The following is a 12,618-nucleotide window of genomic DNA, read 5'->3' as shown; positions in this document are numbered from 1 at the left end:
ATGACGAAAATAAATTACACTTTACTCTTACTGTTTATTAGCTGTTTGTTTGTGGAGTCGCAAAATACCGGAGTAGAAAGAAACATTTACAACCTACAAACCGGCTTTTTGGGAATATGGATAAATAACGAGCATCGACTACTCAATCAAATAAGTTTACGAACTGAAATTGGTTTTGATGGTAGTTTTCGTGGATGTTCTGGCTGTACTGCTACATATGCAATAGTCCCCGTAATTAACCTGAAACCAAGGTGGTATTACAATATCAATAAACGGAATGCTAAAAATCAAAAAACAAACAATAGCGCCAATTTTATAACTTTACATATCAACTATTATCCTGACTGGTTTGTAATTTCAAATTCTGACAATGCCTACATCACTAATCAAATTGCGCTAATTCCTAAATGGGGAATAAGACGAAATATTGGAAATACCAATTTCAATTACGAAGCCGGTATTGGAATTGGACGCAGATTTTATCTGGATGAAAAATTTTCAGATACTACTGCAGACCTCCATCTTCGAATCGGCTACACTTTCAAATGACTCAGTAACCTTATTAATCAGGGCTTTTTTTACACAATTCTTTTTTGTTACTTCAAAGATAGCTATATTCGTTTCTTAAATCGTAGCACCTAATTTAAAGCAACATTCTTAACAAAGAAAATCTTAATGATTACAATTAAAGAAGCCATAACCAAAAAGGAATTAACTGACTATATCAAATTTCCGTTTTCAATCTACAAAGACAATGCCTACTGGGTTCCCCCTATTGTGGCAGATGAATTAGAGTCATTTGACAAAACTAAAAATCCTGCTTTTGACAATGCCGAAGCCTATTTTTATCTGGCTTACAGAAATAATGAAATAGTAGGACGAATTACGGCTATCATCAACTGGTCTGAGGTAAATGACCAACATAAAAGAAAAGTTCGATTTGGATGGTTTGATGCAATAGACGACATCGAAGTCACAAAGGCCTTGCTGGATAAAGTTTACGAATTGGGAAAAAAACACAATCTGGAGCACGTTGAAGGTCCGATGGGATTCTCGAATCTGGACAAAGTTGGCGTTCTTACAGATGGTTACGATCAATTGGGAACTATGATTACATGGTACAACCACCCCTATTATGTCACACATTTTGAGCAATTGGGTTTTCAGGTTGAAAAAGAGTACCTCGAAAGCATCTTCCCTTTTTCAAACGTCAAACCTGAATTTTTCCTTAAAGCACAAGAACTCATCAAAAAAAGGTATGGCTTACGCTCCTTGACTTTTACCAAAACAAAAGACATCATGCCTCACGTAGACAAAATGTTTGATTTGTTTAATGATTCATACGCTAAATTAGCTTCGTTTGTTGCCATTTCGGATGTTCAGAAAGAATACTTCAAAAAGAAATACATCAGCTTTATCAATCCGGAATACATCAAGTTTGTGGTGGACAAAGACGATAATCTGGTTGCCTTTAGCATTGTAATGCCAAGCTTTTCTGAAGCTTTACAGAAAGCAAAAGGAAAATTATTCCCGTTTGGATTTATTCATTTACTAAGAGCTCGTAAAAAGAGTAAAGATGTTGTTTTTTATCTGATTGGAGTGCACCCCGAGTATCAAAACAAAGGAGTTACCGCTATTATTTTTGATGAATATTATAAGACTTTTTCAGAAAAAGGAATTCAAAATTGTATCAGAACACCTGAATTAGCTGACAATACAGCCATTCATTTACTTTGGAAAAACTTTAACCCAAAAGTGCATTGCCAGAGAAAAACGTATTTAAAATACTTGTAAATAGTTTTCAGTATTAGTCGCAGTAAACAATTTTACCCTTAAAAAAAAAATCCATTCGTTACACGAATGGATTTTTTTACTTTTTAATACAATTAGAGCTTACTCTACTTTGCAATCTACTTTTGTCAGAACATTTTTCTGATCAAATTTCAACTGTTTTTTATCTTTAAAAGAGAACTTCCCGTTTGCTTCTATCACATCGCCATAGCCTTCAATAAAAGCTCCGTCCTTTTTCAAAAATGCAACTTCCCTCACAGATGTAACTCCTTCAGATATGAAAGTATAATCTGCAATTAATGTATCACCTTTCATATTTCCAATCAAAGCTCCCTCGTTTTTATCCTTCCCTGATATGTTATAACTTAGTTTCCCGTTTACTTCTTGATGAGAATTGACATTAAGACTCATCTCAGTCACGCTATTACGAGTTCTTGATGCATAACATTGATCTCCTGCCGGTTCAACGATCTCAGCTTCTTTTGGCGGACTTGGTACTATCTGCACCGGATCGGTATCAGTCGTTTTTTTACAGGAAATAAAAACAGTGAGCATTATCATGGATATTACTATTACTTTTTTCATAATTGATATTTTACTGATTTTGAATGATAAAAGTACCCCAAATAAAAAAAATCCACTCGTATAACGAATGGATTCTTTTATATAATTCCCATATCAGGAATATATTTCTTTAAAGTTTTACGAAACGTCAACAGTGGTACGTTCAGCGATTTCTTTATAAGTTCCGTTTACTAATTTTTCACGAATCGCTTCAAAAGCAGTTAACGTTTCATCAATATCAGCCAATGTATGAGAAGCTGTTGGAATCATTCTTAACAAAATAATCCCTTTTGGAATTACCGGATAAACAACAATAGAAAGGAAAATACCATAATTTTCTCTTAAATCGTTTACCATTACCATCGCTTCAGGAATACTTCCTTCCAAATAAACCGGAGTAATACAAGTATTCGTATCTCCAATGTTAAATCCTTTTTCTCTTAAACCGTTTTGTAATGCGTTTACATTCTCCCAAAGTTTATCTTTAATTTCAGACGAATTACGCAACAATTCCAAACGTTTCAACGAACCAATTGTTTGGATCATTGGCAATGCTTTAGCAAACATTTGCGAACGTAAGTTGTATTTTAAGTAATCAATTACAGTTTTATCAGCCGCTACGAAAGCTCCGATATTAGCCATAGATTTTGCAAAAGTCGAGAAGTAAACATCGATATCATCCTGAACCCCCTGCTCCTCACCTGCTCCGGCTCCTGTTTTACCAAGTGTACCAAAACCATGTGCATCATCCACTAACAAACGGAAATTGTATTTTTGTTTCATTGCAACAATTTCCTTCAATTTTCCTTGTTGCCCACGCATTCCAAAAACACCTTCGGTAATAAATAAAATACCTCCACCCGTTTCCTGAGCCATTTTTGTAGCACGTTGAAGATTTTTCTCCATACTTTCAAGATCATTGTGCTTGTAAGTAAAACGTTTCCCCATATGCAAACGTACACCATCGATAATACAAGCATGAGAGTCAACATCATAAACAATGATATCATTTTTAGTAACCAAAGCATCAATAATAGATACCATTCCCTGGTAACCAAAATTCAATAAATAAGCTGATTCTTTCATTACAAAAGCAGCCAATTCTTCTTCTAATTGTTCGTGGTATTTTGTATGTCCAGACATCATACGAGCTCCCATTGGGTAAGCAGCACCAAACTGAATCGCAGCATCTGTATCTGCTTGGCGAACTTCTGGATGATTAGCTAAACCTAAATAATCATTCAAGCTCCAGTTTAAAATATTTTTTCCGTGAAATGTCATTCTAGGACCCAACTCTCCTTCTAACTTTGGGAAAACATAGTAGCCTTCTGCCTGAGAAGCCCATTTTCCTAATGGTCCTTTATTGTCCTGAATTCTTTCGAATAAATCTTTTACCATAATATATTTGTGTAGTACTATTTTTATTTTATACAGGGTGCAAAATTAATGATTATTATTCTAAAATCAGGTTTGCCATTTATTTTTCTTAAAAAATAATCGGAATTCAATCTTTAGGAAAATTTCTCTTAAAAGCAATTGTAGCTTTAATAAAATTAAACTTATAAAAATCTAAAAATTCATTCAATTAATTCAAGCTCTAAAAAAAACAAAAATATGATTTTTATCATAATAAAAGACAAATTAGTCTTTTATTTTTGATTTAAATTTAAAACCAGAATAAAACCACGGACTTATGAAAAAAACAAATATCATTTCGATTAAAAGCGGCCTCTTTTTCTCTTTACTTATTACTGCTCTCTTTTTAGGAAGCTGTAAAAAAGAAGAAGCAACAAATTATGCTGCTATTGTAACTGAAGGAGAAATGGATGCAGAGCTTACATCTCCCCCTCATGTACCAAAACCAGTTGGAAACAGAACAGCAATGAGACTGAAGCTAAACATGGAAATTAAAGAGCAGGAAGGTACAATGACAGATGGTGTAAAATACACCTATTGGACCTTTGGCGGATCTGTACCGGGAAGCTTTATCAGGACTCGTGTTGGCGACGAAGTAGAATTTCACTTAAAAAACCATCCTGACAACAAACTACCACACAACATCGATTTACATGCCGTAACCGGACCCGGTGGAGGTGCAACCTCTTCTCTTGTAGCTCCAGGACATGAAAAAGTATTTAGCTTTAAGGTAATCAACCCCGGATTATATGTTTACCATTGTGCAACAGCGCCAGTAGGGATGCATATTGCAAACGGTATGTATGGCTTGATATTGGTTGAACCCGAAGGCGGACTTCCTCCGGTTGATAAAGAATACTATGTTATGCAGGGAGATTTTTATACGCAGGGCGAATACGGTGCCAAGGGTCTTCAGGCATTTGACATGAATAAAGCAGTAAAAGAAACTCCAGATTATGTTGTGTTTAACGGAAAAGTAGGAGCGCTCACTAACGGAAATGAATTGACTGCAAAAGTAGGCGAAACCGTTCGTTTGTATGTGGGAAATGGAGGTCCGAACTTAGTTTCTTCCTTTCACGTAATTGGCGAAATATTTGACAATGTACATGTCGAAGGCGGAAGTACTATTAATAAAAATGTACAGACTACTTTAATTCCGGCCGGTGGTGCTGCCATTGTCGATTTTAAAGTCGAAACTCCGGGAACTTTTATTTTGGTTGACCACTCTATTTTTAGAGCCTTTAACAAAGGTGCATTAGGAATGCTTAAAGTTGAAGGAAAGGAGAACAAAAGTATTTATTCAGGAACCATTCAGGAAGGTATATATTTACCTGAGGGAGGAACTATTCAAAAAATGCCCGGAAATTCAACTGCAAAAGTAGCTACACCAAAACGTACTATTGAAGAAAAAGTAAAAATTGGAAAAGAAATTTTTGGAACAACCTGTTTTGCCTGTCATCAATCTGAAGGACAAGGAATTCCAAGTACTTTCCCTCCTCTTGCCAAATCAGATTACTTAAATGCCGATTCGAAGCGTGCCATTAAAACAATATTACATGGTTTAACCGGAGAAGTAAGTGTAAACGGGAAAAAATACAACAACGTGATGCCTGCTCAAAACCTAACAGATGATGAAATAGCAAACGTTTTAACTTATATCTACCACAGCTGGGGCAACAATAAAACCGAGATTACTCCTGAAATGGTAAAAGCACTACGATAACAGCAATTACTCGATATGAAAAGATACTTTTTCATCCTTACTTTTTTCCTGATGTTACCCGGATTATCTAAAGCTCAGAAAAATGGGATGGTTCCGATAAAAGAGGGCTCATTTGTCCCTCTTTACGGAGCCACCTCCCAAAAACCTGTACTTGTAAAATCTTTTTATATAGATGTTTATCCCGTTACAAATACCGATTTTTTAAATTTTATCAAAAAAAATCCTCCGTATAGTAAATCGAAAATAAAAGGGATTTTTGCTGACAAAAGTTATTTATCCTATTGGGCTTCCGATTTAAACTTTGGAAATGCTAATCCAAAATCCCCTGTAACCAGTATCTCCTGGTTCGCAGCAAAAAAATACTGCGAATGCCAGGGAAAAAGATTACCGACAATGGATGAATGGGAATATGTGGCTATGGCTGATGAAAAAAAAGTCGACGCCAGAACCAAAAAAGAATTCAATAAATACATTTTATCCTGGTACGAAAAGTCCAAAACCTATAACAATGAAGTTGGAAAAACCTTTAAAAATTATTGGGGAGTCTATGACATGCATGGTTTAGTATGGGAATGGACCTCTGACTTTAACAGTATATTTTTATCCGGTGAATCCCGAAAAGACAAGATCAGCGATACCAATTTATTCTGTGGAAGTGCCTCCGTAAATGCGACTGATTTGATGGATTATGCTGCTTTTATGCGATATGCCTTCAGAGGAAGTCTTAAAGCGCAATATTCAACGCGAAATCTGGGGTTTAGATGTGCAAGTGATAAAAAAAACAAACAATAATTTAAATTATTTTCAAATGAAAAAAATAATACCAGTACTTTTTATCCTGTTATTTTCTTTGCAGGCTTGTAAAGAATCAGAGAAAAAACAAATTCCGGAAAGTGCAAACAAAGAAGTTAGTGATTTATCAATTTATAATTTACCCTCAAAATGGACTAATCAAAATGGAAAAGATATCGAATTGAAAAGCCTTAAAGGGAATGTGCTTGTTATGGTTATGATTTATACCAGTTGTAAAGCAGCCTGTCCAAGATTAGTGGCAGACATGAGAGATATTGAATCAAAACTAAATAAAAAAAACAAGCAACATGTGAAACTAATTTTAGTAAGCATTGATCCCAAAACAGATACTCCTCAAAAATTGAAAAGTTTTGCCATTGCTAACCAAATGAACCAGGATCCGTGGCTCTTTCTCCGATCTTCAGAAGAAAATACTCGCGAATTTGCAGCTGTTTTAGCGGTTAATTACAAACAAATATCTCCGATAGATTTTTCTCATTCAAACATTATCAGTGTATTTAATCCGGCCGGAGAATTAGTATTTCAACAAGAAGGTCTGGGGGTAAATAACGAAAAAACAATAACAACCATCAATCAGGAAGCAGAAAAATTATATTAGGTTACCCATTTTGATTCGTGAAAACAAGAGAAGATTTTTGGAATGGATCGTCTCTTGTTTTTTTTTATAACTAAGCCCAATTCAAAATACTACCCGAAAGACTTCTGCCTTTACTAAATAAGCATTCTACAAAACATCAAATCTCTATGAGGCCTAATTTATGAGTAATCTTTTATTTTTGAGGCCATAATTAAAATTAATCCCAAGACCAAAAGCAAGCTGAAAACAAAAATACTCTCGTAATATCCCGAAATCATTCCTCTTCCAAAATAAAGAAGCCCGCCCTGAAAGAAAAGCAGAATTTCTGTTGCCATATATCCCAAAATAAATATTTTTACTCCCACTTTTAAGATAGAAGAATTACCGGAAAGAATATTCTGCTGAAGTAAAATTCCAAATAAAAATCCGGTGATTATTCCTAACGTGGTTAAATGAATAAAGCCAATCACAAAATTTCTGATTTGATGCGAAACCTCAGTGATATCAGGAATGATCGTCAGCAATTGAATACCAACCTTCAATCCTAAAGAGAAAAGAGCCAAACCATAAACCATTTTTGTGGTTGCATCTAAACTTGCTTTAAAACTAGTTATTTGAGGTCGAAGCATTTTATAGAAACAAACAAAAGCAAACAGCTGCAGCACTACACCCAAAGCATTTATGTAGTTTAAAACATTATTTTCTATAAACCAGCGAACCGGAAAAAAAACAGTTAAAAGTGTTGAAATAATGAGAAGGGAATAAAATCTTTTGAATTGAATTTCATCTATTTTCTGTTGAAATTGTTTTAAAAACAATGCCAGAACAGCAAACAAAAACCAGCCATTAAACTGAAAATGTATAAAAAACTGTATGGCAATTTGATAAAAAGCACTTTGCTTGCCAAGTATACTCACAGCCGGACCTAAGCACCATACTCCAAAAGTAGACAAAACCATAAACAAAACAGCCGTTCTTAAAAATCTTAGCGCCGGCGTTTTTTCAGTCTCACCATCCTTCCACACCAATCGGCAAAAAACATAACTCAACAAAATATGCAGCGTCGAAAAGACAATCGAAAACAATGCATAACCCTGAATAGGAAAGGCAATCATCATTCCGATAATTGAAAATTCTGTCAGCCAAAATAAACGATTGTAAACCGGTTTACACCTTTTCTCCTTTGGAATAAAAAAATGAACAACCAAAACATAAATTATCAGATAGACCCAGCCCAGCATTGCAACATGAGAATGTGCATGAAGCAGGAAACCGTAGTTTATAAAATCTAAAGAAAAAAGATACATCAACCGCATTAACAATCCGAATAAACAGGCAATCAGAAAGTTAAAAAAACAGCAAATAATCCAGGTTTTTTGAGAATTCATATTGTGCTTTTTTTTTGAGCTAAACCCAATTCATTAAAAGTAACAAATAACAGGCGATTTATAAGCGTAAAAAACACCGATAACAATCTGTTTATTGACATTTATCGGTGTTCTTCTCCTTGTTTACATTTATTTCTATTCTACTTCAGCAAATTCTTTTTCTAAAAGCACCGCTTTTGGAAATAGTATATTATTTTCCAAATGAATGTGTTTGTGCAGGTCTTCTTCAAATTCCTTAAGCATCGCAAAAGTTACTTTATAAGTTGTACAGGCATCTGCCGGAGGGGTGTAGTTTGTTGTCAAAGAAGCAATTTCTCTAAAACGTTCTCCTTCATTATCGTGTTCGTGCATCATCATTGCAATTGGATTTGATACCGTTCCAAATGAAGGCTGATGCAGAATGCCGTCAGTTTCTTTCGTTTTTACCATTCTTTTTACAAATGGAAATAGAATCAATTCTTCTTTTTTCATATGCTGAGACAATTCGCCGACGCATCCTATAAACAATTCATTTATTCTGAACAATTCCGGATGACTGGCACCATGAACCTTGCATAATTTATCTAAAAAAGCCAGCAGAGTTTGTGATTTTTCTTCAACATATCTATGATGTGTTTTCTCAATATAATCTGCCAGTAAGTCTAAAGGCCATGAATTAAAGTCGATTACACCATTATTTTCTGATTCTAAAACCTCATAAACACTTTGTATTAAGGCATCAGAATTTATATTTTGTTTTTCGCAGACTTCCGTTACTGTTCTGTTTCCTTTACAACAAAAATCGATTTTATATTTTGAAAATACAGCAGCTGTTCTAAAATCTTCCGCCACAAATGATCCTATTGTTTTGTTTTTTAAATTTTCCATGATAATCAATTTTAAATTTTATTTATTTTATTTTATTTTTTAATGTGAGATCAAATACAAACCATGCCATAGTAATAAACCCTATTCCGAAAATAGAATCTCCAATAGCACGAAGCCATTTTAATGTAATCATAGCCGGTTGCTGCATCAATTCTGATGAGCGGGCGTACCACATTCCATGCTCGATACTTTCAATTGCCTGCCAAACTCCAATTGGAAGTAAACTCAATATGGCCATTAAAAACAGTCCTATATTTAGTGACCAGAAAGTAATTTTAAGCAGTTTGTTGTTCCAGTTTACGTTTCTGTATAAACTTCGCAACACAAACAATACAAGCCCAATTCCTAACATTCCATAAACCCCGAACAAAGCCGTATGCCCGTGAAGTGGAGTTGTATTTAAGCCTTGTACATAATAAAGTGCAATGGGCGGATTAATAATGAATCCGAAAATCCCGGCGCCTAGAAAATTCCAGAATGCCACTGAAATCATAAAATAAATAGGCCATTTGTAATCTGCAATCCACTGAGTCGATTTGGAAATTTTATAGTTTTGGTAGGCTTCAAATCCTATTAGGGTTAAAGGCACTACTTCAAGTGCACTGAAAGTAGCTCCCAAGGCCATAATTGCTGTTGGAGTACCTGAGAAATACAGGTGATGGAATGTTCCCAAAATTCCGCCAGACATGAAAATTATGGTGGCAAACAAAACATTTAATGTTGCCGTTTTTGTTTTTAACAATCCCAATCGAACAAATAAGAAAGCCATAACAACGGTTGCAAATACTTCGAAGAAACCTTCAACCCAAAGGTGCACTACCCACCATCTCCAATATTCTGCAATGGCAAGGTTAGTTTGTCGCCCCCACATTAATCCGGCACCATAAAACATGGCAATTGCCGCGCAAGAAATTAGAAACAAAATGATGAGATTTTTTTCCTGCGTTTTTTTCTTTAGAATTGGAATTAAAGGTCTGACCATTAATGTTAACCATAAAAACAATCCAACTAAAAGAAAAATCTGCCAGAAGCGGCCTAAATCAACATATTCATAGCCCTGATGTCCAAACCAGAAGTTTTGTACTAAATTTAATTTTTGCATCACACCAAACCATTGCCCGGCCATTGAACCTAAAACAATAATCAATAAGGCGACAAACAAAAAGTTGATTCCGAAGCACTGATATTTTGGATCTCTCCCTGAAACTGCCGGCGCGATATACAATCCTGTTGCCAGCCAGGCCGTTGCAATCCAAAAAATAGCCAATTGGGTATGCCAGGTACGTGTGACTGCATAAGGCAAAATCTGATCAATAGGAATTCCATACAAACCATTTCCTTCCACACCATAATGCGCTGTTATGATTCCGAATAGCATTTGCAGAATCATTAATAAGCTAACGATCCAAAAGTATTTTACAACCAGTCTCATCGAGGGTGTTTTTCCCTGTTTAATTAACGGATCTTCTTTTGGAAGCGGAAATTCTTCTTCCTCCCCAGATTTTGCATGATAAAAAACTAAGATTCCGATACTCAGAATCAATAAAATAATACTAACTCCTGACCAGGCTAAAAGTTCTTTAGTAGCTTTGTTTCCGACCAATTCATCTGAAGGCCAATTGTGCGTATACGAAATATCCGAATCAGGACGATTGGTAACCGTTGCCCAGGTGGCCCAAAAGAAGAATGCATTCATTTTTTGCATTCTTACTTCATCTTTAATCGAATTTTTCGGAATCGCATATTCTTCTCTTAATTTATCAAACTGAGGATCATTTGTAAACAGTCCTTTATAATATTCACTTAGATTTTTAATTGCTGCCACACGATTTTCAGATATGGTAAGAACACCCGAAGCTGCATTGTATCGATTGGTTCGTAAATCTTTTTGCAAACGAACTTTTAATGCTGCTTGTTTCTCAGCATCAAGCTCCACAAATTTTTTATTAAAATCTTCTTTCGCAAATTTATCCAATATAAAAAGCGCTTCCCGATGCAGCCAATCAGCAGTCCAGTCAGGGGCAACATAAGCTCCGTGTCCCCAGATAGATCCCACTTCCTGACCGCCTATACTTTGCCATACATTTTGCCCGTCTTTAATTTCCTGTTCAGAAAAAATAAGTTTTCCGCTTTCAGAAATCACTTTTTTAGGAAGTGGTGGTGCCTGTTGGTAAATTTCGTAACCATAATAACCCAGTACTGCAAATGATATACTCATTACCAATGCAAATACGATCCATAATTTTTTTTCTCTTTTCATTTCTTTTCGCTTCAATAAAAGATAATTTTATCCTTTATTAGTTTTTAAAAAAACTCCAATCACATTACCTATTGGAGTTCTTTACTATTTACTCAACAATTAATACACCTTTCATCATAGCCACGTGACCAGGGAAAGAGCAAATAAACTTGTAAGTTCCTTTTTTATCAATTGTAAATTCGATCGTATCTTCTTCACCACCTCCCAGTAATTTTGTATGGGCAATAATTGAAGCTTTTTCAGATACCGGAATATAATCAGTCGCTTTTGCCTCATTTGCTTTTAAAGCAAAAGCCGCTTCATCTGTTCCTTCCTGAAGGATAACCAAATTGTGCCCCATTGCTTCTTTTGGAATTTTCCCAACATGTTTTAAAGTGAGTTTAATTGGTTTTCCTGCCACAGCTTTCAATTCATTTTTATTGAACTGCATTTGGTCATTTCCTTCAATGACTAAAACATTTTCTACAGTTGCTTCAGGTTGTACACCTTCTGACTCTGTATTATTTACTTCTGTTGGCTGCTCCACTGGCGCCGTTTCTTTTTTTCCGCAGGAAGTTATCGTTAAAAGTCCCATTAAGGCAACTAGTGAAATTTTGGTTTTTGTATTCATTTTAAGGTATTTATTAAGTATTAATCATTTGCAATCAATGTTTTCAAAAAGAAATCACCCGATTTTACCCCTAAAGCAAGCTGTTCTAAAGTTGTTTTAGTAAGCATTTCCAGAAGAAGACCCCTTATTTTTTTAAATTCATGGTGAACGGGACAAGGATGCTGTTCTGAACATTCTTTAAGTCCAATACCGCAGCCTTTGTAAATTTTATCGCCATCTATCGCATCGACAATCTGAATTAATTTTATCGATTTCAGAGCTTCGCCCGAAACTTCAAAACCTCCTCCTACTCCTTTTGCCGAATGTATAATGCCGTTTTTTGTCAAAATCTGCATAATCTTAGCAGTAAATGGCTCTGGTGAATCTATCTCTTTGGCAACGTCTTTTATTCCAACTCTTATACCTTTAGAAGATTTGGTTGCTATAAAAATAGAAGCTCTAATTCCGTACTCACACGCTTTTGAAAACATATACTGATTGATTAATTCTTTACAAATGTATTTATTTTTATCATAAAAGACAAAATTATCTTTAATTAAAATTCAACAAAGAAATGCTTATTTATAACCAAAATAATTAAGACGCTCTAAAACACTTATTCAGCACCAA

12 protein-coding genes are annotated in these 12,618 nt (G+C 35.0%); 5 read left to right on the top strand and 7 right to left on the bottom strand.

Annotated features, from left to right (window positions below; translation table 11 throughout):
* Both M4I44_RS12345 and M4I44_RS12340 read left to right on the top strand, forming a co-directional pair.
* The gene (locus M4I44_RS12345) at positions 1 to 549 is read left to right on the top strand and encodes a hypothetical protein (protein ID WP_249964876.1); all 549 of its coding nucleotides are present in this window, start codon (positions 1 to 3) and stop codon (positions 547 to 549) included.
* A gap of 126 nt (positions 550 to 675) precedes the next feature.
* Positions 676 to 1,794 (top strand): GTP cyclohydrolase, encoded by a 1,119-nt coding sequence (locus M4I44_RS12340; RefSeq protein WP_249964875.1) that lies wholly within the window; start codon positions 676 to 678, stop codon positions 1,792 to 1,794.
* A 99-nt stretch (positions 1,795 to 1,893) separates the two neighbouring features.
* On the opposite strand, the gene M4I44_RS12335 is transcribed toward M4I44_RS12340, so the two are convergent.
* Together M4I44_RS12335 and M4I44_RS12330 are read right to left on the bottom strand one after the other, a co-directional pair.
* Positions 1,894 to 2,376 carry a hypothetical protein gene (locus M4I44_RS12335; RefSeq protein WP_249964874.1) on the bottom strand — a complete coding sequence of 161 codons (483 nt, stop codon included), beginning with the start codon at positions 2,374 to 2,376 and terminating at the stop codon, positions 1,894 to 1,896.
* Between the two features lie 117 nt (positions 2,377 to 2,493).
* Positions 2,494 to 3,753 (bottom strand): aminotransferase class I/II-fold pyridoxal phosphate-dependent enzyme, encoded by a 1,260-nt coding sequence (locus M4I44_RS12330; protein WP_017497377.1) that lies wholly within the window; start codon positions 3,751 to 3,753, stop codon positions 2,494 to 2,496.
* A gap of 295 nt (positions 3,754 to 4,048) precedes the next feature.
* On the opposite strand from M4I44_RS12330, the gene nirK reads away from it, so the two are divergent.
* Genes nirK through M4I44_RS12315 form a run of 3 tightly spaced genes read left to right on the top strand, consistent with a single transcriptional unit; the run spans position 4,049 to position 6,905 of the window.
* A complete protein-coding gene (gene nirK / locus M4I44_RS12325) occupies positions 4,049 to 5,494 on the top strand; it encodes a copper-containing nitrite reductase (RefSeq protein WP_249964873.1) in 1,446 nt (481 codons plus the stop codon).
* A 51-nt stretch (positions 5,495 to 5,545) separates the two neighbouring features.
* A complete protein-coding gene (locus M4I44_RS12320; RefSeq protein ID WP_249967418.1) occupies positions 5,546 to 6,286 on the top strand; it encodes a formylglycine-generating enzyme family protein in 741 nt (246 codons plus the stop codon).
* Positions 6,287 to 6,302: 16 nt separating this feature from the next.
* On the top strand, positions 6,303 to 6,905 hold the full coding sequence (locus M4I44_RS12315; RefSeq protein WP_249964872.1) for an SCO family protein: 603 nt from the start codon (positions 6,303 to 6,305) through the stop codon (positions 6,903 to 6,905).
* A gap of 158 nt (positions 6,906 to 7,063) precedes the next feature.
* On the opposite strand, the gene M4I44_RS12310 is transcribed toward M4I44_RS12315, so the two are convergent.
* The 5 genes from M4I44_RS12310 to M4I44_RS12290 all read right to left on the bottom strand — a co-directional run bounded on the left by M4I44_RS12310 (position 7,064) and on the right by M4I44_RS12290 (position 12,479).
* A complete protein-coding gene (locus M4I44_RS12310) occupies positions 7,064 to 8,272 on the bottom strand; it encodes a cbb3-type cytochrome c oxidase subunit I (RefSeq protein ID WP_249964871.1) in 1,209 nt (402 codons plus the stop codon).
* A 135-nt stretch (positions 8,273 to 8,407) separates the two neighbouring features.
* The gene (gene ric / locus M4I44_RS12305) at positions 8,408 to 9,139 is read right to left on the bottom strand and encodes an iron-sulfur cluster repair di-iron protein (protein ID WP_017497371.1); all 732 of its coding nucleotides are present in this window, start codon (positions 9,137 to 9,139) and stop codon (positions 8,408 to 8,410) included.
* A gap of 22 nt (positions 9,140 to 9,161) precedes the next feature.
* Positions 9,162 to 11,399, bottom strand: coding sequence for a nitric-oxide reductase large subunit (locus M4I44_RS12300; RefSeq protein WP_249964870.1), 2,238 nt, complete (start codon positions 11,397 to 11,399; stop codon positions 9,162 to 9,164).
* A gap of 88 nt (positions 11,400 to 11,487) precedes the next feature.
* On the bottom strand, positions 11,488 to 12,009 hold the full coding sequence (azu, locus tag M4I44_RS12295; protein WP_017497369.1) for an azurin: 522 nt from the start codon (positions 12,007 to 12,009) through the stop codon (positions 11,488 to 11,490).
* A gap of 20 nt (positions 12,010 to 12,029) precedes the next feature.
* Positions 12,030 to 12,479 (bottom strand): Rrf2 family transcriptional regulator, encoded by a 450-nt coding sequence (locus M4I44_RS12290; RefSeq protein ID WP_249964869.1) that lies wholly within the window; start codon positions 12,477 to 12,479, stop codon positions 12,030 to 12,032.
* Between the last annotated feature and the right edge of the window lie 139 nt (positions 12,480 to 12,618).

Origin of the sequence: Flavobacterium sp. B183, from assembly GCF_023539155.1 — a bacterium.
In the GTDB taxonomy this organism is placed as follows: Bacteria; Bacteroidota; Bacteroidia; order Flavobacteriales; family Flavobacteriaceae; genus Flavobacterium; species Flavobacterium tructae.
Note: the sequence above shows the minus strand (reverse complement) of the source record. Positions and strands in the feature narration are given on the sequence as shown.

Bases quoted from the DNA above. Each gene is read 5' to 3' on its own strand.
- M4I44_RS12345 (WP_249964876.1), top strand. From the start codon at position 1: ATGACGAAAATAAATTACACTTTACTCTTACTGTTTATTAGCTGTTTG.
- M4I44_RS12340 (WP_249964875.1), top strand. From the start codon at position 676: ATGATTACAATTAAAGAAGCCATAACCAAAAAGGAATTAACTGACTAT.
- M4I44_RS12335 (WP_249964874.1), bottom strand. From the start codon at position 2,376: ATGAAAAAAGTAATAGTAATATCCATGATAATGCTCACTGTTTTTATT.
- M4I44_RS12330 (WP_017497377.1), bottom strand. From the start codon at position 3,753: ATGGTAAAAGATTTATTCGAAAGAATTCAGGACAATAAAGGACCATTA.
- nirK (WP_249964873.1), top strand. From the start codon at position 4,049: ATGAAAAAAACAAATATCATTTCGATTAAAAGCGGCCTCTTTTTCTCT.
- M4I44_RS12320 (WP_249967418.1), top strand. From the start codon at position 5,546: ATGTTACCCGGATTATCTAAAGCTCAGAAAAATGGGATGGTTCCGATA.
- M4I44_RS12315 (WP_249964872.1), top strand. From the start codon at position 6,303: ATGAAAAAAATAATACCAGTACTTTTTATCCTGTTATTTTCTTTGCAG.
- M4I44_RS12310 (WP_249964871.1), bottom strand. From the start codon at position 8,272: ATGAATTCTCAAAAAACCTGGATTATTTGCTGTTTTTTTAACTTTCTG.
- ric (WP_017497371.1), bottom strand. From the start codon at position 9,139: ATGGAAAATTTAAAAAACAAAACAATAGGATCATTTGTGGCGGAAGAT.
- M4I44_RS12300 (WP_249964870.1), bottom strand. From the start codon at position 11,399: ATGAAAAGAGAAAAAAAATTATGGATCGTATTTGCATTGGTAATGAGT.
- azu (WP_017497369.1), bottom strand. From the start codon at position 12,009: ATGAATACAAAAACCAAAATTTCACTAGTTGCCTTAATGGGACTTTTA.
- M4I44_RS12290 (WP_249964869.1), bottom strand. From the start codon at position 12,479: ATGTTTTCAAAAGCGTGTGAGTACGGAATTAGAGCTTCTATTTTTATA.